This window comes from Zavarzinia sp. CC-PAN008 (genome assembly GCF_051903925.1).
Classification (GTDB): Bacteria; Pseudomonadota; Alphaproteobacteria; order Zavarziniales; family Zavarziniaceae.
On record NZ_CP173678.1, the window covers coordinates 1,687,186 to 1,709,907 of the forward strand.

Consider the following 22,722-nt stretch of genomic DNA (forward strand, 5'->3'; position numbering starts at 1 on the left):
CGACCGAACGGTAGAATGATGAGGATGAGGCAATGGCGCAGGTGAGCACGGGTCCGGCGGCCGGCGGCGGCCGCGGTCGGCTGGCGGGGCGCACCGTCCTGGTGGCGGGCGGCGCGGGCGGCATCGGCAGCGCGATCTGCACGGTCTTCGCGGCCGAGGGGGCCCTGGTCGTCTGCGGCGATCCGGCGCTCGAGCGCAGCACCGCCCTTGTCGAGGCCATCCGCGCCGCCGGCGGGCGCGCCTGCCACGCGTCCCTGGACGCGGGTGTGGAGGAGTCGTGGAACCAAGCGGTCGCCCTGGCGGTGCGGGAGGGCGGCCGCCTGGACGGCCTGGTCAATGCCACCTATTCCGGACGCGCCGGCACGTTCGCCAGCATGACCCAGAAGGGCTGGGAGCGCAGTTTCGCCGTGACCTCCACCGGGGTCTTCCTGGGCATGAAGGCGGCCGTTCCGGCGATGGACGCCGGTGGCGCCATCGTCAACCTGTCCAGCGCCGCCGCCCATGGCCCGGCGCCCGGCAATATCGGTTACGCCGCGGCCAAGGCGGCGATGATCTCAACCAGCCGCTCGGCCGCGGCGGAACTGGCGCCGCAGGGCATCCGGGTCAACGTGGTGACGCCCGGAACGATCCAGACACCGGCACTGGACGCGACGATGGAGGTTCTGGGCAAGGGGGCGGGCCCGGACAAGCCGCTGGCCGCATTCCTGCGGCGGATCCCCATGGCCCGCGTGGGGCAGCCGGAGGAGATCGCCAAGGCCTGCCTGTTCCTGATCTCGGACGAGGCGAGCTATGTCACCGGCGCGGAACTGGTCGTCGACGGCGGCCTGCTCTGCGGCGGCTGAGGCCGCGCGGCGCAGCCCGCCGGCAGGGCCTATTCCTCGCGGCCTATTCCTCGCGGTAGGTGCGTTCGCGGCGCTCGTGCCGCTCCTGCGCTTCGATCGAGAGCGTGGCGATCGGTCGCGCGTCCAGCCGCTTCAGGCTGATCGGCTCGCCCGTCTCCTCGCAATAGCCATAGGAGCCGTCCTGGATCCGCCGCAGGGCCGAGTCGATCTTGCCGATCAACTTGCGCTGGCGGTCCCGGGTGCGGAGTTCCAGTGCGCGTTCCGATTCGGTCGACGCGCGGTCGGCGATATCGGGCTCCTGAATCGTATCTTCCTGCAGGTGGACCAGGGTTTCCTGGCTCTCCTTCAGGATCTCCTCACGCCAGGCCAGCAGCTTCTGCCTGAAATACTCAAGCTGGCGAGGGTTCATGAACGGCTCGTCATCTGACGGCCGGTAGGGGGACTGAAGCACTGTTGTCATCCAACCATCCCCGACACGCCTATCCCAGTCCCGAAGACGGCGCGGACATTACTCAACGAAACCAAAGCCTTCAAGGCGAATATCAGCCGATTCCAAGCTTTGCCAGCTCGACCGACGCGCGCAGCACGATATCGTCCATCAGTTCGGCCAGGCGCGGATCGTCGATCGCCTCGCGCCGGCGGCTGATCGTGGCCAGCAACTGCTGCAGCCGCTCCTGCGGGATATGGCCCAGCAGCAGCCCGTGCCGCAATTCCTCAAGCCGGTCGAGAAGGTCGTCCGCCTCGCGCAGGGTGCGGGCGCGGCGGGTGCGCGGGTCCGGCACTTCCTGAAGGCCGATGAGCGCGTTCAGTCCAACCGGCGCGCGTGCGCCGGTGACCCCGGCCGTGGCCGGTTCGTCCGCCTGCTGCTCGATCGTGAACTTGTCGCCGTCGGCTGCCTTGCCCGCCTTGCGGTTGGGCTGGGGACCGGCGACTCGCCCGGGACCTTCGACCTTCATGCCCAGACCATAGCGCAAATGCAGGGCGGACCTGGGGGAAATTTCTGCCGGGCAGGGGGCCAGCCTTGCCGGGCCATTGTCCCCGCCGGGACCCCCGCCGTGTCCAAGGAGCCCGGAAACCCTGGCCCGCCACCGCTGGCACGCACCTTGCTGACCCCGGCCGAGGATCAGGCCCGCCAGAACGGTGCGGCCAAGCCCAACGGAACGGTGGTTGCGATGCGTCTCAGTTCTCGCCTGGCCCTGGTCGCCCTGCTTCTGGCCCTGCCGCTATGCCTGGCCCTGGCGCGTCCGGCGGCCGCCCTGTCGCGCATCAAGGACATCGCCGATTTCGAGAGCGTGCGCGAGAACCAGCTGGTCGGCTATGGCCTGGTGGTAGGCCTTGACGGCACGGGCGATTCGCTGCGCAACGCCCCCTTCACCAAGCAGAGCCTGGAAGCGATGCTGGAGCGCCTGGGCGTCGCCGTGCGCGGCACCGCGATGAAGACCGACAACGTGGCGGCGGTCATGGTCACGGCCAGCCTGCCCGCCTTTGGCCGCCAGGGGGCCCGCATCGACGTCTCGGTCTCGACCCTGGGCGACGCCAGCAACCTGCTGGGCGGGACCCTGCTGGTGACGCCGCTGCTGGGCGCGGATGGCGAGGTCTATGCCGTGGCGCAAGGAGCGATCTCCGTCGCCGGGTTCAAGGCACAGGGCGCGGCCTCCAGCGTCACGCGCGGCGTGCCGACCACGGGCCGCATTTCTGCCGGGGCCACGATCGAGCGGGAGACCGGTTTCGTCTTCGCTGACCAGACAGCCTTGAAGATCAACCTGCGCAATCCCGATTTCACGACCGCCACCCGCATCGCGCAGGCGATCAATGCCTTTGCCCGGACGCCGATCGCGGCCGCCCTGGACCCATCGACCGTGCAGATGCAGGTGCCGCCGTCCTATGCCGGCAACCTGGTGGGCCTGGTGACGGCGGTCGAGCAGTTGCAGGTCAACCCGGACCAGATGGCCCGCGTCACCATCGACGAGACGTCGGGCATCATCGTTATGGGCGCCGACGTCCGCATCAGCGAAGTGGCGATCGCGCAGGGCAACCTGACGATCCGGGTGACCGAGACGCCCCAGGTGTCGCAGCCGGCGCCGTTCTCGGACGGCCAGACGACCGTGGTGCCGCGCACCGACGTCCAGGTGAGCGAGGACGGCGACCGCAAGCTGGCGGTGCTGCGGCCGGGGGTCAGTCTGGGCGACCTGGTCGACGCGCTCAATGCGCTGGGCATCGGCCCGCGCGACATGATCTCGATCCTCGAGGCGATCAAGGCGGCCGGTGCCCTTCAGGCCGAAATCCAGGTGATGTGATGGTTGCCGGCACGCTGGGCCTCAGCGCCCCCAAGGTCATTCCCGCCCAGTACATGGGCACCTCGCTGCAGCCCTTTCCGCCCAAGGTGCAAAAGGCGGCCGTGGAGTTCGAGCAGATGATGCTGGGCCAGATGCTGGCCCCGATGTGGGACGGGATCGCGACCGACGGCCTGACCGGCGGCGGGCCGGGGGAGCAGGCCTTCCGCTCGATGCTGCTCGATTCCTACGCCAAGGAGATGACGCAGCGCGGTGGGCTGGGCCTGGCGGTGCCGGTTGCGCGCGCGATGATGACGATGCAGGAGGCCTGAGCCCATGATGACCCTGAGCCTGAGCGACCTGGTCACGCTGACGAAGCGGCTGATCGACCTTCTCAACCGCGAACTGGAAATGATGAGCCAGCGCCGGCCGCGCGACCTGCAGCCGCTGATCGAGGAGAAGGCCAAGCTGGCCGCGATCTACCAGCGCGAGACCCAGGCCCTGAAGCAGGACCGCACACCGCTGGTTCGCGAGCCGGGCGTTGCGGCCGAGTTGAAGTCGCTGACCCTGCGCTTCACCGAGCTGCTGGCCGAGCAGGGCCGCAAGCTGAAGGCGCTGACCCAGGTGACCGACGGCGTGATCCAGGCCATCGGCCGCGAGGTCGTCACCCGCAGCCAGCCGGTGCTGGGCTATGGCCGCAACGGCACCGTGCGCACGGCGAACGCGGGCGGCGCCTCGTTCGCGTTGAACCGCACCATCTGAGCGTCGCGGAATGCGGGCGCGCCATAAATGCTGTATTAACCACTCCGGTGGCTGACTTGGGCCGAGCGTTCCGTCGCCGGTGCTGACCGGCGGGTGGAGCGCTGTCGGACCGCACGCGTTCCGCTGGAACGCGTGAAGCGACCTGGAGGCCGAGCAATGCGCCACGTCATCGACCGCCGTCCATGGACCTGCCGCACATGATGGGACTGGCCTTGCTGGGCGGCACGCCGGTCCGCTCCCATCCCTTTGCGCCGCGCCGGACCATGGGGACCGCCGAGCGCGATGCCGCGATGGCGGTGCTGGACAGCGGCGTCCTGTCGGCCTTCATCGGTGGCCCCGGTCCCTATTTCCTGGGTGGCCCGCGGGTCCGCGCCTTCGAGGGCGCCTGGGCGGACCTGTTCGGCTATGACCATGCGGTCAGCGTCAATTCCTGGACCTCGGGCCTGATGACCTGCATCGGCGCGGCGGGGATCGAGCCGGGGGACGAGGTGATCTGCACGCCGACGACGATGTCGGCCAGCGCCACGTCGATCCTGTTCTATGGCGGCGTGCCGGTCTTCGCCGATATCGAGCCGGATGGCTTCTGCCTGGACCCGGCGAAGGTGGAGGCGCTGGTGACGCCGCGCACCCGCGCCATCATGGTGGCCCACCTGTTCGGCGGCGCGGCTGACCTGGACGCCCTGGTGGCGATCGCGCGCCGCCATGGCCTGGTCCTGATCGAGGATGCGGCGCAGGCGCCGGGCACCACCCTGCACGGCCGCCTGGTCGGGGCGTGGCACGGCCTTGGCGGCTTCAGCCTCAACTATCACAAGCATATCCATACCGGCGAAGGCGGCATGATCGTGACGAACGATCCCGTCCTGGCCGAGCGCTGCCAGCTGATCCGCAATCATGGCGAGAATGTGCTGGAAAGCCACGGGCTGGAGGATCCGGCCAACCTGATCGGCGGCAATTACCGCCTGACCGAGCTTCAGGCGGCCATCGGCCTGGCCCAGCTGGATCGCCTGGCGCCCATCGTGGCGCAGCGCCAGGCCCTGGCCGCGCGGCTGACACAGGGCCTGGCCGGGGTGCCGGGCCTGACGCCCGCCTGGGTGCGTCCCGACAGCCAGCATTCCTGGTACTGCTACCCGATCCGCTATGACGAAGGGGCGACCGGCGTGCCGCGCCAGCGCTTCATCGAGGCGGTCTGCGCCGAATTGCCGCCGCCCGCGTCCAGCGACGATGTGGCACTGACCGGGGGCTATGTCCGGCCGCTCTACCTCAATCCCGTCTATCAGAAGCGCCGGGCGCTGGGCAGCCGCGGCTTTCCCTTCGACCAGGCGGCGGGCTCCGTCTCGTATGAGCCGGGCCTGTGCCCGGTGGCCGAGCGCACGTGGCGGTCCGACCTGATGCTGAGCGCGCTGATCCGCGATCCCCTGACGCCCGACGACATCGACGACCTGGTGCGCGCGATCCACAAGGTGTCGGACCGCATCGCCGAGTTGCGCGACACCGTATGCCCGACGCCGGTCGCAGCCTGAGCGTTCCGTCCCCCCGTGGCCGGCGGCGACGCAGCGGCGGGCCGCGGCGCGGTGTCGTCATGGTGCGCCAGGCGGGTTCCGCCGCCGCCCTGGCGCCGGTGGCGCAGCGCCTGGACGCCGCCCTGTTCGCCTACCCCTCCGCCCGTGGCGGTCTGGGCGACGCGTCGGCCCACATCGTGCGCTCGTTCGCCGATGCCCGCGCCACGCTGGAAACCCTCGATCCCGCCTTCATCCTGACGGGCACGTCGCTGGCGGTGGAGGATGACGGCGCGTGGTGGGCGTGGGCCCGCGACCATGGCTGCCCCGGCATCGCTCATGTGGAGCAATGGTCCAACTACGCGGAACGGTTCGACGGCTTTCGCACCATGCCCGCCTATGTCGCCGTGGTCGACCAGGTGGCGGCGATGCGCATGGTGCGCCTGGGCTGCCCGTTCGAGCGCGTGATCGTGGCCGGCACGCCGGCCTATGACGTGCTGCGCCAGGCCCAGCCGGACGGTGCTGCCGCGCGCGCCGCCTGCCTGCCGGCTGACCGCGAGTTCCTGGCCACGTGGATCTGCGAGCCGGTGCCCGATGCCGCCGCCTTCCGCGCCGTGGCCGGCTATGACGAGGCGCAGGCCCTGGACCTGGCGGCGCAGGCGCTGGGCCGGCTGGACGCCCGCGTTCACCTGGTGCTGAAGCGCCACCCCATCCAGGTCGCCGCCGGGCAGGTGCCGGCGGCGCCCGTCGTGCCGGGGCTGAGCACCGGCATCACCGACCAGGACCGTCTGGCCCTGGTCGCCGGGGCCGACCTTGTCCTGGGCATGCATTCCATGCTGCTGCTGGAGGCGGCACTGCTGGGCCGGCCGGTGGTCGCCGTGCAGCCGGGCCGCCTGCGCCCCAGCGACCTGACGGATGGGCGCCCTGGCATCCAGGTCGTGGTCGACCCCGCCTTGGTGGACGGTGCCGTGCGCGGCGCGCTGGCCCGCCGCCAGGCCCCGCCGCGGCTGGCCCCGGTCGACCATACAGCGCGCTTCATCGCGGCCCTGGGCCTGGATCGCCGCCATCTCGAACCGCAGTCCTGACGCCATGACCGTGCTGGGCCTGGTCCAGGCGCGCTGCGGCTCCAGCCGCCTGCCCAACAAGGTGCTGGCCCCGATCGAGGGCCGGCCGATGGCCCTGTTCATCGCCGACCGCCTGGCGTGCGCGCCGGGCGTGGACCGCGTCGCCATCGCGACGACGACGGAGGGCAGCGACGATCCCCTGGCGCAGGCCGCCGCCGATGCCGGCATCGCTTGTCATCGTGGGCCGGTCGACGACATCGCCGAGCGCCTGGCGGGCGCCGCGCATGCCCTGGGCGCCAGCATCGTCGTGCGGGTCTGGGGCGACTGCCCGCTGATCGATCCGGCGGTGGTCGGCATCCTGGTCGACCATGTCGTGTCCGGCCGGGCGGACTGGGCCTGCAACGCGCTGCCGGGCCGGCGCACCTATCCCCCTGGCCTGGATGCCGAGGTCTATCGCCTGGACCTGCTGGAACGGCTGATCACGGCAACCGCGGCCGATCCGCGCCTGCGGGAATTCCCCTTCGAATGGGTGCGGCGGCAGCCGGACGTGCGCATCGCCGCCGAGGACTGGCCGCAGGACCTGTCCAGCCTGCACCTGACGGTCGACTATCCGGCCGACCTGGAGGCCGCCCGCGCCATCGTGCGGCGCCTCGTGGAGCGGGGCGCCGGGCCGTCCCTGGGCGAACTCGTCGCCCTGCTGCGGGATGAGCCTCACCTGGCCGACGGCTTCGCCCAGGCCGCCCGGAACATCGAGTACAAGGCCTGGAAGGCCAGCATCGGGGAAAGCCCATGACCGCGCCCTTCATCGAAGGCACGCGCGTCGTGCTGCGCCCTGTCGCCCGTGCCGACTACGAGGAGGCGATGCCGGCCTGGGTTTCGGACCGGGAGGTGGTGCGCTACCTGGTGCGGGGGACACTGCCGCCGACCCAGGCCGCGATGGCCCAGGCGTTCGACGCGATGCAGGCCAGTGGCGACATCGAACTGGCCATCGTGGCGCGAGACAGTGGCCGGGCGGTCGGCATTGCCGGGCTGCATGGCCTGCAATGGGTGCCCCGCCATGCCGAGTTCCGCATCCTGATCGGCGAGCGCGGCTATTGGGGCGGGGGCATCGGCACGGAGATCTGCCAGCTGCTGTGCGGCTATGCGTTCGAGATCCTGAACCTGAACAAGGTCTGGCTGGGCGTGAATGCGGGCAACCAGCGCGCGGCGCGATCCTATGTGAAGGCCGGCTTCACACAGGAAGGCGTCCTGCGCGCCGAGGTCTATCGCAATGGCCGTCACTGGGACGTCCTGCGCATGAGCCTGCTGCGCCAGGACTACGACGCCCACAGCCGCGCCTGGCCCGCCGATCCACTCATCGCGCGCCAGTTCCGCACCGGCTGATCACGGTCGCTGGCCGCGCTCAGCCCGCGGCGGGAATGACGACCGCCTGGACCGGTCCATCGGGGGTTGAGAAGTCCAGTTCGGTGGCGCCAGGGGGCAGCGGGGCCGGGGCGTCGGGGTCATAGTCGACCACGACGCTGTCGCTGTCGGGCTCGCTCGCCGCCTCGGCCGTCGCGGCCGCGGCATCGGCCAGTTCGTCCGGCGTCGGCGGCCGGCGCACCTTGACCAGGCGGCCATCGGCGGTGCCGTTCCGGATGATGGCGCCGGTCGCGTCGGTCACTGCCCAGTCGGTGCGGTCCGCCGCCGCGTCGCGGACCGTCACGATGAAGCGCAGCTGCCGCGCCGGCTGGGTCTGCAGGTCCAGGTCGACGCCGACGTCCAACTGGTTGGGATCGGTCTGGCTTGCCGGCACAAGCCGGGTCGGGTCCTGGAGCAGGCGGGTCAGCACCGCCTGTTCCCCCTCGTCCAGGATCGGCGTGACCAGGGCCGGCCCGTTCAGCGCCAGAAGGTCGCGCCAGAACACGCTGCGCATGGCGTGCAGGACGAACAGCGACAGGAATTCCTGCCGGGCGGCCTGGACCTCCGTCCCCTCCTGCGCCAGGACCTGGTTGACCAGGGCCCAGGCCTGTTCGGCATGGCCGGTCCAGGCCAGGCGGCCGACCGCGCTGCCGAACACGCCGAACAGCGCATCCGCAGGGCGGGTCCGGTCGGCCTGGGCCCAGGCGTCGCGGTGTTGCGCGATCAGCGCCGGCAGGCCCAGGGTCGGCGGCAGGTCGGGCACGCCCACCAGTTCCGGCAGGATGCGGTCGATCGCCAGGGGCGCCAGCGGCCCCTCGTCGGCAAAGGGTGCGACCGGGGTCACGATGTCCGTGCGCGCGGCCAGCGGCGGCGGCCCGCCTGGCTCCGCACTGACCTGCCAGCGGCGCTCCAGCGTTGGCCGGCCATAGCGGAAGCTGACGGCCACGGGCGGGAAGATCGAGCCGGCATAGGAGCCGCCCCAATAGGCCAGGACATCGTCCGAGCCGAGCGCCAGCAATTGCCCGTCCAGCACGAACAGCGGCACCGGATCGCCATTGCCCTGGAACCAGGGATGCGTGCGCCCCAGGGTCTGCCCCAGCCGAAAGACATGGTGCGTGATGCAGCAATGCGCGCCGCCCGACCATTCATAGGCCAGCAGCAGGCGCGCCGGATCGCCCGGGATCTCCAGGCACGGCGCCGTCACCGTCCAGCGCAGGGCGCCGTCCGCCTGACGGTCGCGGCTGGCCCAGACGACGGCACGGTCGCGCGTCAGGACCAGCGAATCGCCGTCGCGAATGTCCTCATCCTCTGGCGCGGCGCTTGCGGGAATGGTGATCGTGGCGGCATAGGCGCCGCAGGCGGCGGTGAACGTCGGTTCGGGCAGGGCCGCCTCCTGGGCCAGGGCGGGCTGGGCGGCCAGGTAAAGGCCGGCAAGGGCGGTGCCGAACGACGACAGGAAACGCGGGGCCATGGCTCATCGGATCGTGGACTGCACTGCCGGCAGTGCAGCCGGGGACGGCGCCCCAGGCAAGCGCTGTTTGGCCAAGATTGCGAAAAGCGTGGACGCCGTCACGGCCCGTGCCGAAAGTGGCGGACCATGCCAGCGCCACGCCGCAACCCGCCATGACGCCGCTGCGCTGGGGCCTGATCGGCTGTGGCGCCATCGGCTCCGCCCTGGACGAAGGGCGGCGTGGCCGGGCCCTGAGCCATGCCGGGGCGATTGCCGGCAATCCCTTGGTCCGTCTGGTCGCGATCTGCGACCGGGATCCCGCGCGACTGGCGGCCTGCGGTGCCGCGCGCGGGGTGGCGGCCCGCTTCACCGACTGGCGGGCCCTGCTGGACCACGGCCCCCTGGACGGGATCAGCCTGGCGACCCATCCCGACCTGCGCCTGCCGGTGATTGAGGCTGCCATGGCGCGGGGCATCGGCCGGATCTGGTGCGAGAAGCCCCTGGCCCCCACCCTGGCCGAGGCGGAGGCCATCGCGGCGCTGGCCGAGGCGCACGGCACCAGGCTGGCGCTCAACTACCTTCGCCGGTTCAGCCCACTGGCCCGGCGCATGGCGGACCTGGTCGGCGGCGGACAGCTGGGCCCCTGGCGTAGCGCCACCCTGCGCTATGGCAAGGGGGTCGCGAACAATGCAAGCCATGCACTGGACCTGATCCTGTCCTGGTTCGGGGCGCCGCAGCGCGTGCAGCTGCTGGGCCGCGTCGACGATGGGCGGTTGGACGACCCGACGCTGGACGCCCGCCTGGACTGGGCCGATGGCGCCAGCCTCATGCTGCTGGGCACCGATCACCGCGCCTTCACGCTGTACGAGCTGGACCTGATCTTTGAGCATGGACGCGTGCGGCTGGCCGATGGCGGCGACGTGTTCGAGCTGTGGCGCGCGGCGCCGCATCCGCTTTATGCCGGCTATACCGGCCTTGCCCTGGCGGAAAGCCGGCCGCACATGGTGGCGGGAGCGTTCGAAGCCGCGCTGACCCAGCTTGTCGAGGGTGCGCCGCCGGCCTGCAGCGCGCGCGACGGCGTGGCGGTGATGGCCCTGGTGGAGCGTCTGCGCGCCGCGGCCTGACATTTCTGCGGACGAGTCGCAGAAAGGGCTTGAAGCTATAGTTGCTGTAGGCACCAAGTTCAGGGCGTCCTTGGAACCAGGGGATCGCACGATGGTCGCCACCAGCCTGAACCGGGATCCGCTCCGGACCCGGCTGCACGTCACGGGAATGGACTGCCCCTCCTGCGCCGCGAAGATCGACGCGGCCCTTGGGCGTCTTGACCATGTGCGGGAGGTGGGGGTCTCGGTCCCCGCCGGTACGGTCACCCTGGTGCACGATGCCGGCCTGGACCTTGGCCGCGCGCTGGCCCAGTTGGCCGCCCTGGGCTTTCCCGCAACCGCGCCGGTGGCGCAAGCGGATGGCCAGGCCCCGCACGGCCACGGCCACAGCCACAGCCACAGCCACAGCCACGATCATGGGGCGGAGGCCGGGGACTGGTGGCGGGGTCCCAAGGTGCTGCTGACTGCCGCCTGCGGCCTGGCCCTGGCCGCTGCCTATGGCCTGGGCCTGCTGGTGCCGGCGCTGGGCTCTTACGCCTTCCTGGCGGCGCTCGGCGTGGGCCTGGTGCCCGTGGCGCGCCGGGCGTTCGTCGCGGCGCGGCTGGGCACCCCCTTCTCGATCGAGATGCTGATGACGATCGCCGCCATTGGCGCCGTCATCATCGGTGCCACCGAGGAGGCTGCGGCCGTCGTCTTCCTGTTCCTGGTGGGAGAGGTCCTGGAAGGCGTCGCCGCCGGCCGGGCCCGGGCCAGCATCCGCGCCCTGGCCGACCTGGTGCCCCGCACCGCCCTGGTCGAGCAGCCGGACGGCGGCACCCGGGAGATTGCCGCCGCGGACCTTGCGGTGGGTGCCGTCATCCTGGTCCGCCCGGGCGACCGCCTGGGCGCCGACGGCACAATCGTCTCGGGCACCAGCGACGTGAACGAGGCGCCGGTGACGGGCGAGAGCGTGCCGCGCAGCAAGGTGGCGGGCGACACGGTCTATGCCGGTACGATCAATGGCGCCGGGGTGCTGCGCGTCGCGGTGACGGCCACGGCCGGGGACAACACGATCGCCCGCGTCGTCCGCCTGGTGGAGGAGGCGCAAGCGGCGCGCGCGCCGACCATGCGCTGGATCGACCGCTTCTCCCGCATCTACACGCCCGCGGTCGTCGTTCTGGCGCTGCTGGTCGCGGTCCTGCCGCCGCTCCTGGCTGGGGGTGACTGGGCGGAGTGGGTGTACAAGGCGCTGGCCGTGCTGTTGATCGGCTGCCCCTGCGCGCTGGTGATCTCGACCCCTGCGGCGATCGCCGCGGGCCTGTCGGCGGGCGCCCGGCGTGGCCTGCTGATCAAGGGCGGCGCGGTGCTGGAACGCCTGGGCGGCATCACCCTGGTGGCCTTTGACAAGACGGGCACCCTGACCGAGGGCCGGCCCCAGGTGGTGGAGGTGCGGGCCTGGGGCGCGGAGACGGGCCAGGTCCTCGCCCTGGCCGCGGCGGTGGAGGCCGGCTCAAGCCATCCCCTGGCCATCGCCATCCTGGAGCGGGCGGAGCGCGACGGCATCGCTGTGCATCCCGCTGCCCAGGGGGCCGCCCAGCCGGGGCGTGGCGTCAGCGGTCTGGTCGATGGCAGGCGCATCGCCCTGCTGTCGGTGCGGGCCGCGGCGGACGCCCTGGATTCTGCCCAGGCGGCGGACGTCGCCGCGCTGAACCATGCGGGGCACACCGTCTCGGTCCTGCTGGCCGACGGGGTGGCCATGGGCGCCATCGCCCTGCGCGATACGCCGCGGGCGGATGCGCGGGCCGGACTGCAGGCGGTGGCTCAGGCGGGGATCGGGCGCGTGATGCTGACTGGCGACCAGCACGCGGTGGGCCAGGCGATCGGTCGCGACCTGGGACTGGCCGTGCAGGCCGAGCTGCTCCCGCAGGACAAGCTGGACGCCGTGCGCGCGCTGGAGGCCCAGGGCCACCGGGTGGCGGTGGTCGGTGACGGCATCAACGACGCGCCGGCCCTGGCGGCCGCCCATGTCGGCATCGCCATGGGCGGCGGTACGGACGTGGCGCTGGAGACGGCCGACGCCGCCAGCCTGCACGGCCGGGTGGGCGATGTCGCCCGGATGGTGGCGCTGTCGCGCGCGGTGATGGCCAACATCCGCCAGAACATCACCATCGCGGTGGGCCTCAAGGTCGTCTTCCTGGCGACGACGGTTGCCGGGATCACCGGCCTGTGGCCCGCCATCCTGGCCGACACGGGCGCCACGGTGCTGGTCACGCTCAATGCCCTGCGCCTGCTGAGGCGGGACTGATGCGGCGGTATACGGCGTTGACCGCTGGGTCAGTGGACGCCATATCGAGGACTGGAAACACTTCCCAGGAGCGAGGCGGGGCCATGCGCAGCGGGCTGCCATCCGGCAAGCGGCCATACAGCCGCCGTGACAGCAGGGCGGCCGACGCGGGCGCCCTGACCATCGGCGCCCTGGCGGCGGAGACGGGCACCACCGTCCAGACCATCCGCTACTACGAGCAGATTGGCGTGCTGCCGGTGCCGGGGCGCAGCCATGGCAACCAGCGCCGCTATGACGAACGCGCGCGCCAGCGCCTGGCCTTCATCCGCCATGCCCGCGAACTGGGCTTCCCGCTGGAGGCGGTGCGCGAACTGCTCGACCTGTCCGACCATCCGGAGCGCGCCTGTGCCGATGCGGACCGCATCGCGCGGCGCCAACTGGCCGAGGTGGAAAGCAGGCTGGTCCGCCTTACCGCGCTGAAGACCGAGCTGGCCCGCATGATCGGCAGCACCGAACACGGCAGCATTGCCGACTGCCGCGTGATCGAGACCTTGTCCGACCACGCGCTGTGCCTGCACCAGGACCACGCCGTGCCGCACGACCACGCGGGCGCGGAGGGGACCTGAACCGGTGGCACTATGGGTGCCAGCATCCTTCGAGACGCCCCTGCGGGGCTCCTCAGGATGACGACTGTTGTGAAGTTTCCAGTAAACCCAACCGCGTCATGCCGAGGAGCCGGCCATCCGGCCGGCGTCTCGAAGCACCACAGAGCGACGGTGCGTCAAAAGATCTTGCCGGGGTTGAGGATGTCCTGGGGGTCGAGGGCGCGTTTGAGCGTGCGCATCAGGGCGACCGCCTCCGGCCCGTGCTCGGCCACCAGGTAGGCCTTCTTGCCCAGGCCCACGCCGTGTTCACCCGTGGCGGTGCCGCCCATGGCGAGCGCACGGCGGACCAGGCGGCCGTTCAGCGTCTCGACCTGTTTCCGCTCGTCGGCATTGTCGGGGTCGAACAGGAAGACCAGGTGGAAATTGCCGTCGCCGACATGGCCCACCAGCGGGGCGAGCGCGCCGCTTTCGACCAGGTCGGCCTTGGTCTCGGCAATGCACTGGGCCAGGGCCGAGATCGGCACGCAGACGTCGGTCGGCCAGCCGAAGGCCCCGGGGCGCAGCGCCTTGGCCGCGTAATAGGCATTGTGCCGCGCCGTCCACAGCTTGTTCCGCTCTTCCAAGGCCGTCGCCCAGGCGAAGCCGTGGCCGCCATGCTCCGCGAAGATGCCGCCGACCATCGCCGTCTGCTCCGCGACGGATGCCTTGGTCCCGTGGAACTCCAGGAACAGGTTGGGGCCGACCGGCAGGTCCAGCTTGGAATAGCGGTTGACCGCGTCGATCTGCACCTCGTCCAGCAGCTCGATCCGGGCCATGGGGATGCCGGACTGGATCGTCTCGATCACCGCCGCCACGGCCCCGTCCAGCGTGTCGAACGAGCACACGGCCGAGGCGATCTCCTCTGGCACGCCATGCAGGCGGACGGAGAGTTCGGTGATGATGCCGAGCGTGCCCTCGCTGCCCACGAACAGGCGGGTCAGGTCGTAGCCGGCTGCCGACTTGCGCGCGCGGCCACCGCACTTGACCACGTTGCCGTCGGCGGTGACGACCTTCAGGTTCAGCACCGTCTCGCGCATCGTGCCATAGCGCACGGCGTTGGTGCCCGACGCCCGGGTCGCCGCCATGCCGCCGAGGGTCGCGTCCGCCCCCGGATCGACGGCAAAGAACAGGCCGGTATCGCGCAAGGCCTCGTTCAGCTGCTTGCGCGTGACGCCGGGCTCGACGGTCGCGTCCATGTCCTCAGCGCGCACCGCCAGGATGCGGTTCATCTGCGACAGGTCCAGGACGATGCCGCCACGCACCGCAATGATGTGCCCTTCGAGCGAGGTGCCGACGCCGAAGGGCACGATGGGCGTGCCCGTCTCGGCGCAGATCCGCACGATGGCCTGCACTTCCTCGGTCGTGTGGGCATAGGCGATGGCGTCGGGCAGGGGGCCGCGATGATAGGATTCGTCGCGGGCGTGCCGCTCCCGCTCGGCCGTGCTGGTGGTCAGCCGCTCGCCCAGCAGGGCGGACAGGCGGGCAATGGCATCGTCACTTCGCTTGGGCACGGCAGACATGGGAAACCTCTCCCTGGACGCCGGGGAGCCTAGCACGGCTCCCCGTTGCCTGAGCCCTGGTAGATTGGGCCCTGATAGATTACGCCTCCTGACCCGTCAGCAGGACGACCTTCACGCACTTGCCGTGGTGCTGGTCGGCAACCGCCTCGTTGATCTTCTCCAGCGGATAGGTCTGGATCAGCTTGTCGAAGGGGAAGCGACCCTGGGACCACAGGTCGATCAGCAGCGGGATGAACACGTCGGGATCGCTGTCGCCCTCGATGATGCCCTTGAACGTGTAGCCGAAGGTCATGGCCTGGGACAGGGTGCCGGGGAACTTCACCTCTGGTCCGGGAACGCCGACGAAGCCGAAGACCGCGTGCGGGGCCAGCGCCCCCAGCGCATCCTCCATCACTGCGGGCAGGCCCGTCGTCTCGAACGCATAGTCCACGCCGTTGGGCAGGATCGCGCGCACGGCTTCCGCAATCGTCTGGCCCTTGGGGTCGATGACGTGGGTGGCGCCCAGGTCCAGGGCCAGCTGGCGCCGGGCCTCCTGCGGTTCGACCAGGATGATGGGATTGCAGCCCTGGACGACGGCACCCAGCACGGCAGAGAGGCCGACACTGCCGCCGCCCAGCACCAGGAGCGAGGATCCCGCCGGGCAGGCCATCGAGTTCATGACGCCACCGGCGCCCGTCTGGATGCCGCAGCCCAGCGGCCCGGCGATTTCCAGCGGCATGGCGTCCGGCACCTTGACCAGGTTGCGCTCATAGGCGAGCGCATGGGTGGCGAACGAGGACTGGCCAAAGAAGTTGGAGCCGATGGGGCCGTTCGCGTCGCTGATCGCCTTGGACCCGTCGGGGCGCATGCCGATGTAGTTGAGCATCGGCATGGTCAGGCAATAGGCGGGCAGGCCCGCCTTGCAGCGCACGCATTCGCCGCAGGAGCGGAAGCTGATCGCGACGCGGTCGCCGGCCTTGACCTTGGTGACGGCGGTGCCTACGGCCTCGACAACGCCCGCGCCCTCATGACCCAGCACGACGGGCGCCGGGATCACGCCCGCATCCTTGAACACCAGGTCGGTATGGCACAGGCCGACGCCGACGATGCGCACGCGGATTTCGTCTGCCCGCGGCTCGTCCAGCATCACGCGCTCGATCGTGAAGTCCCCGCCCTGCTGGCGGGCGACCGCTGCCGTGATTTCCATGTTCCCCTCCCGGATTCTGTGGTGGCCAGGAAAGCGGTTGCAGTCATCACGCACAAGGGTGCCGTGGTGCCGCAGGACGCGTCCTGCCGTGGCACGTGATGCTTCGAGAAGGGCCTGCGGTGCTCCTCAGCATGGCGCCATTGTTTGTGGTCAAGTATCCAACGGTCGTCATCCTGAGGAGGCGGCCCTTCGAGACGCCGCCTGCGGCGGCTCCTCAGGGCAAGCTTGCCGTCTCGAGGGATGCGTGCTCAGGCCTCGGCCGGCTCTACGGGCGCGCTCGCGTTCTGGCAGGCATCGACCCAGGTGGCGCCGACAAGTGCCGCCAGGCGATCGGGCGTCAGGCGGACGGAGGAGTTGACCGAGCCGGCGGCGGGGATCACCTCGTCAAAGGCCTTGAGCGAGACGTCGCAATAGACGGGCAGCGGCGTCGCCAGGCCAAAGGGGCAGACGCCGCCGACCGGATGGCCGGTCAGTTCCATGACCTCCTCCGCCCCCAGCATGCGCGGCTTGGCGCCCAGGGCCGCCTTGGCCTTGCGGTTGTCGAGCCGGGCATCGCCGCGGGCGACCACCAGCACGACGCGGTCGCCCACGCGTACCGAGAGGGTCTTGGCGATCTGGCCGGGCTCGCAGCCATGGGCGATGGCCGCCAGCGGCACGGTCGCGGTCGAGACGTCGTGCTCGATCACCTCCAGGTCGGGGGCATGCTCGGCCAGGAAGGCGCGGACGGATTCGATGGTCATGGGGCCTGCGGGTCGCTTGTCGCACCAGCATCCTTCGAGACGCCCCTGCGGGGCTCCTCAGGAGGGCGAACGGAGAAAATCCATAAGTAAAACAAAGGCGTCATGCTGAGGAGCCGCGCTTTGTGCGGCGTCTCGAAGCATCAGCCCCACGCCTCAGAAGTCGCTGGCGATGCCGTTGTTCTCCCAGTCGCCATAGCGGGTCGGCTCCGGCCCCGGGCGGCCACCGATCTCGGCCACCGTGTCGGGCGCCTGCTTCGCGCGGACCTCGGGCTCGTGCTGGGGGGTGATCGGCGCCTCGGCCGCGTGCTCGTGGTCATGATCGTGGTCGTCATGCGGCGGCTCGACCACCGGGCCCATGGGGCGCTCGATCTTGCGGGGCGGCGGCGGGGGCGGATAGTCGCGCATCGGGGGCAGCTTCCAAACGGGATCCTGTCCTCCCATATAAAAGTTCGCAGGCGCAGTCCAATACCGGAGGCGCCCTTTCACGGGATCGAGGTGAAAAGACATGGGTTATGCCAGGACCGCCATCCTGCTTGCCGGGTTGACGGCCTTGTTCCTGGGCGTCGGCTACATGATCGGTGGCGGCCAGGGCGCGGTGATCGCTTTTCTGGCCGCCCTGGCGATGAACGCCTACGCCTACTGGAACTCGGACAAGGCCGTCCTGCGCATGTACGGCGCGCGCGAAGTCGATGCCCGCACGGCGCCCGAGTTCTATGGCATTGTGCAGCAGCTGGCCGCGCGTGCGAACATGCCGATGCCCCGCGTCTACATCATCGACGAGGACCAGCCCAACGCCTTTGCCACCGGACGCGACCCGCAGCACGCGGCGGTCGCCGCGACGCGCGGTCTGCTGCGCCTGATGAGCCCGGAGGAAGTGGCCGGCGTCATGGCCCATGAGCTGGCCCACGTCGCCCACCGCGACACGCTGGTCATGACGGTGACCGCGACGATCGCGGGTGCCCTGTCCATGCTGGCCAACTTCGCCTTCCTGTTCGCGGGCAACCGGGACGACCGCAACCCGCTGGGCGCGATCGGCACGCTGCTGCTGGTGATCGTGGCGCCGTTCGCCGCCATGATCGTGCAGTTTGCAATCAGCCGCTCGCGCGAGTTCGAGGCCGACCGCCTGGGGGCGGAGATCGCAGGCCGTCCGCAATGGCTGGCGTCGGCGCTGGCGAAGCTGCATAACGCGGCGCAGCGGGTGCCGAACGTGACGGCGGAGCATCATCCGGCCACGGCGCACCTGTTCATCGTGAATCCGCTTGGGGGACGCCGCAACCTGATGGAGATGTTCTCGACCCATCCGCCGATGGAGGAACGGATCCGCAGGCTGCAGGCCATGGCCGGCCAGCCGGCGGCGGCGCCCAAGCCTGGTCCCTGGAGCAGGATCTGACACAAACCTTTGAACTGACGCGCAAGAAGGCCACGCGACCGATGACACCGCCCCGCCGCGCCATCCCGCCCGCCGGGGGGGCGCGTGGGGCGGCGCTGCGCGTGCTAGCCGCCGTGCTGGACCGCAGGCGCTCGCTGGACGAGGCGCTGCCCCCTGCCGTGGCCGGGCTGGAGCCGCGCGACCGCGCCTTTGCCCGCCTGCTGGCGGCGACCGTGCTGCGCCGCCTGGGTCAGCTGGACGATGCCCTTCTCGCCTGCCTGGACCGGGGCCTGCCGCAACAGACCGAGTTGCTGCACCTGCTGCGCCTGGGGGCGGCCCAGATCCTGGTGATCGAGACACCGGTCCATGCCGCCGTCAGTGCGACCGTCGACCTTTGTGCCGGTCCCCTGGCGCGCTATCGCGGCCTGGTCAATGCCGTGCTGCGCCGCCTGGTGCGCGACGGCGCGCGGATCATCGGCCGGCAGGATGTCGAGCGGCTGTGCACCCCTGAATGGGCCTGGCACCGCTGGGTCCATGCCTATGGCGAGCCCGTGGCGCGCGCCATCGCCCGCCAGCACCTGGCCGAGCCGGCGATCGACCTGACCGTCCCGGCGCAAGGCGAACGCTGGGCCCGTGCACTGGGCGGCACGCTGCTGCCGACCGGCACCCTGCGCGTGCCGACCGGCGGCCGCATCGAGGAATGGCCCGGCTTCGAGGAAGGCGCCTGGTGGGTCCAGGATGCCGCCGCCGCCCTGCCTGCCCGCCTGCTGGGTGCCCAGCCGGGGGAAGCCGTCCTGGACCTGTGCGCCGCGCCGGGTGGCAAGACCGCCCAGCTGGCGGCACTTGGCGCGACGGTGACGGCGGTCGACCGCGCCGGCGGCCGCTTGGCCCGGGTTGCCGCCAACCTGGACCGCCTGAAGCTGAAGGCCCGGCTGGTGGAGCAGGACGTGGCGGCCTTCCGTCCCGCCCAGCCGGTCGCGCGCATCCTGCTGGACGCGCCATGCAGCGCCACCGGTACCGCGCGCCGCCACCCCGACGTGCTGCACCTGAAGACGGCGGCCGACATCGGCGCCCTGACCCTGGTGCAACCCCAGCTCCTGGCCCACGCCATGGGTCTGCTCCAGGTGGGAGGCGTGCTGGTCTATTGCGTCTGCTCGATGGAGCCCGAGGAGGGGCCGGAGGTGGTGGCGGGCCAGCTCGCCAGGGGCGGCTGCCGCATCGACCCGATCCGTCCGGACGAGGTGCCTGGCCTGGCCGAGGCGATCACGCCTGACGGCACGCTGCGCACCCTTCCGCACCACTGGTCCGAGCAAGGCGGCATGGACGGCTTCTTCGCCGCGAGGCTGGTCCGCACGGAGTAGCTCGCAGGCCAGGCGCTCCTTCGCTGTACACGCACCCCTTCGCCTTTGCGGAGGGGGCGGGCTTAACGGAGGCGCCCGCGTCAAACGCGCCGACGGCACCCCCTATGGCGCGAAGGCTGCGGTGATGGCGCGGGCGTGGTCGCCAATCGGACCGAGTTCGGGCCAGCCTGCAAGCCAGTCACGGTAGCTCAAGGCATGGAAGCGGACCGTCGCGTCGCGGACCAGTTCGGCGAACTGGGCGATCTCCGCACGATGGCGGGCCAGGACGGCGGCGCTGATCGGCTTGCCGCCAAGCCAGGCCGGCTCCGCAAACAGGTATAACAGGACCGGCACCTTGTCCCGCCGCCGGCCATCCGTGACCAGACCGAAGGCGTGCTTCACGAGCTGTGCCCCATCCAGGTGGGCAAAGGCGAGGCCCCCGCTGCGCAAGGTATCGCGCACTTGTTCGAACGGCGCCATGCCATCGCCCCATACGGGCCGGTCATAGGCCGGTGACAACACGACCTTCTTGGCATCGCGATAAGGCTCGAAGCGCTTTGATTCGACACCGATCAGATGTGTGGCGGTTTCGACGACCGCGTCCAGCCAAGGGTGTCTGCCCCCGGACCAGGGGAAGCGGGCGCAATACTCGATGTCGACGCGGTGCGGCGCACCTTGCCCGGGCAATCCAGGAAATGGCGGCAGATCCGCCGGCCGGTGTGCGAACCAGCCGAACGTGTTGACCGCAAGGGCCGCCGAACTGTCGGGACTGGCGAACTTGCCGGTTTCGATCTCCTTGCCGCCGGCCCTGGCCAGACGGTCCAGGACATGGGCCACTGGAACTCCAGGCAGGAACTGCGGGTCGCTCATCGCTTGGCATCCTGGCGTGCTTGACCGGCGGAAACAGGCAGGCGGGTGCGGGCGGGGCTGGGCATGAGGACAGGGCGCATCCGGCTGCGCACGCGGGCGCCGGTACCGGTGGCGGCGTAGATCTGCTTCGTGGCCTCGACCAGGAAGACGCCGGGGAAGCGGGGCCACCAGCGGCCGCCCAGCTTTTCCAGGCTGGGCGCCAGGCGGAGGATGAAGCGCGTCTCGACCGGCGGCAGCCACAGGGCACCGGCCCAGCGCGTCGGCTGGTACAGGGACGCGCGCAGGAGGCGGTCGATCTGGCCGCGGCTGAAGGGCTGGCCATGGCCGAAGGGCGTCGCCTCGATCCGCGCCCACAGGCTGCGGCGGTTGGGGACGACCACGACCAGGCGGCCGCCCGGCGCCAGCACGCGCCAGATCTCGCGCAGCAAGGTGCGCACCTGCTCACTGGCCTCCAGCCCGTGCACCAGCAGGATGCGGTCGGCGCTGGCGTCGGGCAGGGGCAGCTCGCCCTCGTCCGCCAGGGCGACCAGGCCGGGTTCCTCCGCCGGCCAGTGGACGACCCCTTGCGCCGCCGGCATCAGCGCCAGCACCCGCTCCGACTCCTCGCGAAAGGGACGCAGATAGGGCACGGCATAGCCCAGGCCCACCACCACCTGGCCGTCGACCTGGGGCCAAAGCTCGCGCAGCTGGCGGCGGATCATGCGCCGCGCGGTCTGGCCCAGCGGCGTCGCGTAGAAGGCCTGGAGGTCGACGACGTCGAGCGCCATGCCGCGCGTCAGCTGGCCCGGGCGAGATGCCGGGCACGCACCTTGTCGCGGATCACGGGCAGCAGGTGACGGCCATAGTCGGCGGCATCGGGGATCGGATCGAAGCCCCGCATCAGGAACGTGCGGATGCCGACGTCCCAGTACTTCATCAGCGAATCGGCCACCTGCTCCGCCGTGCCGACCAGGGCGGTGGAATTGCCCTTGGCCCCCGTGGCCGCGGCGACCTCGGTCCACAGCCGCTCATCCACGACCGGCCCCCGGGCCGCCGCCTCCAGCAGGCGCTGCGAGCCCACGTTCTGCGGCCGGGGCGGCGGCGCGTCGCCGCGCAGGCGGCGGATGTCGGCGATGATGCCGCGCGCCTTCTCCCAGGCGCGTTCCTCCGTCTCGGCGATGATCGGGCGCGTCGACAGGCTGAAGCGGAGGCTGCGGCCATGGGCACGCGCGGCGGCCTGGACCCGGGCCACCGTGTCGCGCGCGGCGGCGACCGGTTCGCCCCAGAAGGCATAGGTGTCGCAGATGGCGCCCGCTGCCTGGATCGCCGCCTCTGACGAGCCGCCGAACCAGATGGGGATCGACCCGTTGACCGGCTTCACCTCGGAAAAGCCGCCGTCGAAGCGATAGTACGTGCCCGCATGGTCGAACGGCTTCGGCTCGGCCAGCATGCGGCGCACGATCTGCATGTACTCGGTCGAGCGCGCGTAGCGCCCCTCGGCATCCAGGTAATCGCCATCGCGCGCCTGCTCGACGCTGTCGCCGCCTGAAATGACATGCACGGCCAGCCGGCCGCCGCTGATGATGTCCAGCGTCGCCATCTTGCGTGCGGCCAGCGTGGGCGCCACGAAGCCGGGCCGGTGGGCCAGCAGCAGGCCCAGTCGGGTTGTCGCATGCGCGATCACGCTGGCAACCAGGAAGCCATCGGGCGCCGTCCCGAAATAGCCCACCAGGACGCGATCAAAGCCCGCCTCTTCCTGCACCTTGGCATGCGCCTTGATGAAGTCGAGGTCGAGGGGCGGGCCGGACAGGGCCAGGGACTCCGATCCGTTGCGCACCTGGACCCAGCCGACCAGTTCCAGCGCATCCGGGCCCGGATTGGGGATGCCGGTCATGCTGCGGACCCACCGGGTGCGCGATGGATCGGGTCGACCCAGGGCACGTTCTCGGGCTTCTCCACGGGCTCGATGTCCAGGTTCACCACGACGGGATCCTGGCCGCTGCGCACCAGCACGCATTCCAGCGGCTCGTTCGGGTCGGCGTTGATCTCCTGGTGAGGCACGAAAGGCGGGACATAGATGAAGTCACCGGGCCCGGCCTCGGCCGTGAACTCCAGGTTCTCGCCCCAGCGCATGCGGGCCTTGCCCTTGACGACATAGATCACGCTTTCCAGGTCGCCATGGTGATGGGCGCCCGTCTTGGCGTTGGCGTGGATGACGACGGTGCCGGCCCAGATCTTCTGCGCGCCGACGCGGGCGAAATTGATGGCCGCGGCGCGGTTCATGCCCGGCGTCTGTGCCGTGTTGGGATCGAGCTGGCTGCCCGGGATGACGCGCACGCCGTCGTGCTTCCAGTGGTCATGGGCGTGGTGGTCGTGATCGTGATCGGCACTCATCGGCGCTTCCTTCCTTGAGCGGACAG

The 22,722-nt window shown here is 70.8% G+C and carries 24 protein-coding genes; 13 read left to right on the plus strand and 11 right to left on the minus strand.

Features of this window, described 5'->3' with window-relative positions:
- Positions 1–32 precede the first annotated feature (32 nt).
- Complete coding sequence (locus tag ACI6GS_RS07920) at positions 33–842, plus strand: SDR family NAD(P)-dependent oxidoreductase (protein WP_439817244.1); 810 nt, start codon at positions 33–35, stop codon at positions 840–842.
- Positions 843–885: 43 nt separating this feature from the next.
- Here ACI6GS_RS07920 and dksA read toward each other — a convergent pair whose 3' ends face one another.
- Positions 886–1,302 (minus strand): RNA polymerase-binding protein DksA, encoded by a 417-nt coding sequence (gene dksA, locus ACI6GS_RS07925; RefSeq protein WP_439817245.1) that lies wholly within the window; start codon positions 1,300–1,302, stop codon positions 886–888.
- A gap of 82 nt (positions 1,303–1,384) precedes the next feature.
- Entirely contained in the window at positions 1,385–1,798 is a 414-nt protein-coding gene (locus tag ACI6GS_RS07930) for a flagellar assembly protein FliX (RefSeq protein WP_439817246.1), read from the minus strand.
- 216 nt (positions 1,799–2,014) lie between these two features.
- Here ACI6GS_RS07930 and ACI6GS_RS07935 point away from each other — a divergent pair, with 216 nt between their 5' ends.
- The 7 genes from ACI6GS_RS07935 (at position 2,015) to ACI6GS_RS07965 (ending at position 7,820) form a co-directional block, all read left to right on the plus strand.
- Positions 2,015–3,139: a flagellar basal body P-ring protein FlgI gene (locus ACI6GS_RS07935; protein ID WP_439817247.1), complete on the plus strand. Its 1,125-nt coding sequence runs from the start codon at positions 2,015–2,017 to the stop codon at positions 3,137–3,139.
- Positions 3,139–3,447: a rod-binding protein gene (locus ACI6GS_RS07940; RefSeq protein WP_439817248.1), complete on the plus strand. Its 309-nt coding sequence runs from the start codon at positions 3,139–3,141 to the stop codon at positions 3,445–3,447. The genes ACI6GS_RS07935 and ACI6GS_RS07940 overlap by 1 nt, the downstream gene beginning before the upstream one ends.
- Before the next feature lie 4 nt (positions 3,448–3,451).
- Entirely contained in the window at positions 3,452–3,877 is a 426-nt protein-coding gene (locus tag ACI6GS_RS07945) for a hypothetical protein (protein WP_439817249.1), read from the plus strand.
- Positions 3,878–4,059: 182 nt separating this feature from the next.
- Positions 4,060–5,397 carry a DegT/DnrJ/EryC1/StrS family aminotransferase gene (locus tag ACI6GS_RS07950; protein ID WP_439817250.1) on the plus strand — a complete coding sequence of 446 codons (1,338 nt, stop codon included), beginning with the start codon at positions 4,060–4,062 and terminating at the stop codon, positions 5,395–5,397.
- A 59-nt stretch (positions 5,398–5,456) separates the two neighbouring features.
- Positions 5,457–6,458: a hypothetical protein gene (locus ACI6GS_RS07955; RefSeq protein ID WP_439817251.1), complete on the plus strand. Its 1,002-nt coding sequence runs from the start codon at positions 5,457–5,459 to the stop codon at positions 6,456–6,458.
- 4 nt (positions 6,459–6,462) lie between these two features.
- Positions 6,463–7,230 (plus strand): cytidylyltransferase domain-containing protein, encoded by a 768-nt coding sequence (locus tag ACI6GS_RS07960; protein ID WP_439817252.1) that lies wholly within the window; start codon positions 6,463–6,465, stop codon positions 7,228–7,230.
- The gene (locus ACI6GS_RS07965) at positions 7,227–7,820 is read left to right on the plus strand and encodes a GNAT family N-acetyltransferase (protein ID WP_439817253.1); all 594 of its coding nucleotides are present in this window, start codon (positions 7,227–7,229) and stop codon (positions 7,818–7,820) included. Before ACI6GS_RS07960 ends, ACI6GS_RS07965 begins: the two co-directional genes overlap by 4 nt.
- A 19-nt stretch (positions 7,821–7,839) precedes the next feature.
- Here ACI6GS_RS07965 and ACI6GS_RS07970 read toward each other — a convergent pair whose 3' ends face one another.
- Complete coding sequence (locus ACI6GS_RS07970) at positions 7,840–9,309, minus strand: hypothetical protein (RefSeq protein WP_439817254.1); 1,470 nt, start codon at positions 9,307–9,309, stop codon at positions 7,840–7,842.
- A gap of 107 nt (positions 9,310–9,416) precedes the next feature.
- Here ACI6GS_RS07970 and ACI6GS_RS07975 point away from each other — a divergent pair, with 107 nt between their 5' ends.
- From ACI6GS_RS07975 to ACI6GS_RS07985, 3 genes are all read left to right on the plus strand, one after another.
- Positions 9,417–10,412, plus strand: coding sequence for a Gfo/Idh/MocA family protein (locus tag ACI6GS_RS07975; protein ID WP_439817255.1), 996 nt, complete (start codon positions 9,417–9,419; stop codon positions 10,410–10,412).
- Between the two features lie 91 nt (positions 10,413–10,503).
- Positions 10,504–12,675: a heavy metal translocating P-type ATPase gene (locus tag ACI6GS_RS07980; protein WP_439817256.1), complete on the plus strand. Its 2,172-nt coding sequence runs from the start codon at positions 10,504–10,506 to the stop codon at positions 12,673–12,675.
- Between the two features lie 83 nt (positions 12,676–12,758).
- Positions 12,759–13,280 carry a MerR family transcriptional regulator gene (locus ACI6GS_RS07985; RefSeq protein WP_439817257.1) on the plus strand — a complete coding sequence of 174 codons (522 nt, stop codon included), beginning with the start codon at positions 12,759–12,761 and terminating at the stop codon, positions 13,278–13,280.
- Between the two features lie 155 nt (positions 13,281–13,435).
- On the opposite strand, the gene ACI6GS_RS07990 is transcribed toward ACI6GS_RS07985, so the two are convergent.
- The 4 genes from ACI6GS_RS07990 to ACI6GS_RS08005 all read right to left on the minus strand — a co-directional run bounded on the left by ACI6GS_RS07990 (position 13,436) and on the right by ACI6GS_RS08005 (position 17,149).
- Positions 13,436–14,818, minus strand: a complete 1,383-nt coding sequence (locus tag ACI6GS_RS07990; RefSeq protein WP_439817258.1) for an FAD-binding oxidoreductase — start codon at positions 14,816–14,818, stop codon at positions 13,436–13,438.
- A 79-nt stretch (positions 14,819–14,897) separates the two neighbouring features.
- Positions 14,898–16,004, minus strand: coding sequence for an NAD(P)-dependent alcohol dehydrogenase (locus ACI6GS_RS07995; RefSeq protein WP_439817259.1), 1,107 nt, complete (start codon positions 16,002–16,004; stop codon positions 14,898–14,900).
- Between the two features lie 248 nt (positions 16,005–16,252).
- Positions 16,253–16,744 (minus strand): YbaK/EbsC family protein, encoded by a 492-nt coding sequence (locus tag ACI6GS_RS08000; protein WP_439817260.1) that lies wholly within the window; start codon positions 16,742–16,744, stop codon positions 16,253–16,255.
- A gap of 153 nt (positions 16,745–16,897) precedes the next feature.
- Positions 16,898–17,149: a DUF1674 domain-containing protein gene (locus ACI6GS_RS08005; protein ID WP_439817261.1), complete on the minus strand. Its 252-nt coding sequence runs from the start codon at positions 17,147–17,149 to the stop codon at positions 16,898–16,900.
- A gap of 100 nt (positions 17,150–17,249) precedes the next feature.
- On the opposite strand from ACI6GS_RS08005, the gene htpX reads away from it, so the two are divergent.
- Both htpX and ACI6GS_RS08015 read left to right on the plus strand, forming a co-directional pair.
- Positions 17,250–18,134, plus strand: a complete 885-nt coding sequence (gene htpX / locus ACI6GS_RS08010; RefSeq protein ID WP_439817262.1) for a zinc metalloprotease HtpX — start codon at positions 17,250–17,252, stop codon at positions 18,132–18,134.
- A 41-nt stretch (positions 18,135–18,175) separates the two neighbouring features.
- Complete coding sequence (locus ACI6GS_RS08015; RefSeq protein ID WP_439817263.1) at positions 18,176–19,474, plus strand: RsmB/NOP family class I SAM-dependent RNA methyltransferase; 1,299 nt, start codon at positions 18,176–18,178, stop codon at positions 19,472–19,474.
- A gap of 102 nt (positions 19,475–19,576) precedes the next feature.
- On the opposite strand, the gene ACI6GS_RS08020 is transcribed toward ACI6GS_RS08015, so the two are convergent.
- Genes ACI6GS_RS08020 through ACI6GS_RS08035 form a run of 4 tightly spaced genes read right to left on the minus strand, consistent with a single transcriptional unit; the run spans position 19,577 to position 22,696 of the window.
- Positions 19,577–20,323, minus strand: coding sequence for a PGN_0703 family putative restriction endonuclease (locus ACI6GS_RS08020; protein WP_439817264.1), 747 nt, complete (start codon positions 20,321–20,323; stop codon positions 19,577–19,579).
- Positions 20,320–21,090, minus strand: coding sequence for a class I SAM-dependent methyltransferase (locus ACI6GS_RS08025; RefSeq protein ID WP_439817265.1), 771 nt, complete (start codon positions 21,088–21,090; stop codon positions 20,320–20,322). The genes ACI6GS_RS08020 and ACI6GS_RS08025 overlap by 4 nt, the downstream gene beginning before the upstream one ends.
- 8 nt (positions 21,091–21,098) lie before the next feature.
- Positions 21,099–22,196 carry an LLM class flavin-dependent oxidoreductase gene (locus tag ACI6GS_RS08030; protein WP_439817266.1) on the minus strand — a complete coding sequence of 366 codons (1,098 nt, stop codon included), beginning with the start codon at positions 22,194–22,196 and terminating at the stop codon, positions 21,099–21,101.
- Positions 22,193–22,696, minus strand: a complete 504-nt coding sequence (locus tag ACI6GS_RS08035; protein WP_439817267.1) for a cupin domain-containing protein — start codon at positions 22,694–22,696, stop codon at positions 22,193–22,195. The genes ACI6GS_RS08030 and ACI6GS_RS08035 overlap by 4 nt, the downstream gene beginning before the upstream one ends.
- Positions 22,697–22,722: the final 26 nt, after the last annotated feature.

Excerpts from the sequence above, each read along its gene's own strand:
- ACI6GS_RS07920 (WP_439817244.1), top strand. The coding sequence starts at position 33 with ATGGCGCAGGTGAGCACGGGTCCGGCGGCCGGCGGCGGCCGCGGTCGG.
- dksA (WP_439817245.1), bottom strand. The coding sequence starts at position 1,302 with ATGACAACAGTGCTTCAGTCCCCCTACCGGCCGTCAGATGACGAGCCG.
- ACI6GS_RS07930 (WP_439817246.1), bottom strand. The coding sequence starts at position 1,798 with ATGAAGGTCGAAGGTCCCGGGCGAGTCGCCGGTCCCCAGCCCAACCGC.
- ACI6GS_RS07935 (WP_439817247.1), top strand. The coding sequence starts at position 2,015 with ATGCGTCTCAGTTCTCGCCTGGCCCTGGTCGCCCTGCTTCTGGCCCTG.
- ACI6GS_RS07940 (WP_439817248.1), top strand. The coding sequence starts at position 3,139 with ATGGTTGCCGGCACGCTGGGCCTCAGCGCCCCCAAGGTCATTCCCGCC.
- ACI6GS_RS07945 (WP_439817249.1), top strand. The coding sequence starts at position 3,452 with ATGATGACCCTGAGCCTGAGCGACCTGGTCACGCTGACGAAGCGGCTG.
- ACI6GS_RS07950 (WP_439817250.1), top strand. The coding sequence starts at position 4,060 with ATGGACCTGCCGCACATGATGGGACTGGCCTTGCTGGGCGGCACGCCG.
- ACI6GS_RS07955 (WP_439817251.1), top strand. The coding sequence starts at position 5,457 with ATGGTGCGCCAGGCGGGTTCCGCCGCCGCCCTGGCGCCGGTGGCGCAG.
- ACI6GS_RS07960 (WP_439817252.1), top strand. The coding sequence starts at position 6,463 with ATGACCGTGCTGGGCCTGGTCCAGGCGCGCTGCGGCTCCAGCCGCCTG.
- ACI6GS_RS07965 (WP_439817253.1), top strand. The coding sequence starts at position 7,227 with ATGACCGCGCCCTTCATCGAAGGCACGCGCGTCGTGCTGCGCCCTGTC.
- ACI6GS_RS07970 (WP_439817254.1), bottom strand. The coding sequence starts at position 9,309 with ATGGCCCCGCGTTTCCTGTCGTCGTTCGGCACCGCCCTTGCCGGCCTT.
- ACI6GS_RS07980 (WP_439817256.1), top strand. The coding sequence starts at position 10,504 with ATGGTCGCCACCAGCCTGAACCGGGATCCGCTCCGGACCCGGCTGCAC.
- ACI6GS_RS07985 (WP_439817257.1), top strand. The coding sequence starts at position 12,759 with ATGCGCAGCGGGCTGCCATCCGGCAAGCGGCCATACAGCCGCCGTGAC.
- ACI6GS_RS07990 (WP_439817258.1), bottom strand. The coding sequence starts at position 14,818 with ATGTCTGCCGTGCCCAAGCGAAGTGACGATGCCATTGCCCGCCTGTCC.
- ACI6GS_RS07995 (WP_439817259.1), bottom strand. The coding sequence starts at position 16,004 with ATGGAAATCACGGCAGCGGTCGCCCGCCAGCAGGGCGGGGACTTCACG.
- ACI6GS_RS08000 (WP_439817260.1), bottom strand. The coding sequence starts at position 16,744 with ATGACCATCGAATCCGTCCGCGCCTTCCTGGCCGAGCATGCCCCCGAC.
- ACI6GS_RS08005 (WP_439817261.1), bottom strand. The coding sequence starts at position 17,149 with ATGCGCGACTATCCGCCCCCGCCGCCGCCCCGCAAGATCGAGCGCCCC.
- htpX (WP_439817262.1), top strand. The coding sequence starts at position 17,250 with ATGGGTTATGCCAGGACCGCCATCCTGCTTGCCGGGTTGACGGCCTTG.
- ACI6GS_RS08015 (WP_439817263.1), top strand. The coding sequence starts at position 18,176 with ATGACACCGCCCCGCCGCGCCATCCCGCCCGCCGGGGGGGCGCGTGGG.
- ACI6GS_RS08020 (WP_439817264.1), bottom strand. The coding sequence starts at position 20,323 with ATGAGCGACCCGCAGTTCCTGCCTGGAGTTCCAGTGGCCCATGTCCTG.
- ACI6GS_RS08025 (WP_439817265.1), bottom strand. The coding sequence starts at position 21,090 with ATGGCGCTCGACGTCGTCGACCTCCAGGCCTTCTACGCGACGCCGCTG.
- ACI6GS_RS08030 (WP_439817266.1), bottom strand. The coding sequence starts at position 22,196 with ATGACCGGCATCCCCAATCCGGGCCCGGATGCGCTGGAACTGGTCGGC.
- ACI6GS_RS08035 (WP_439817267.1), bottom strand. The coding sequence starts at position 22,696 with ATGAGTGCCGATCACGATCACGACCACCACGCCCATGACCACTGGAAG.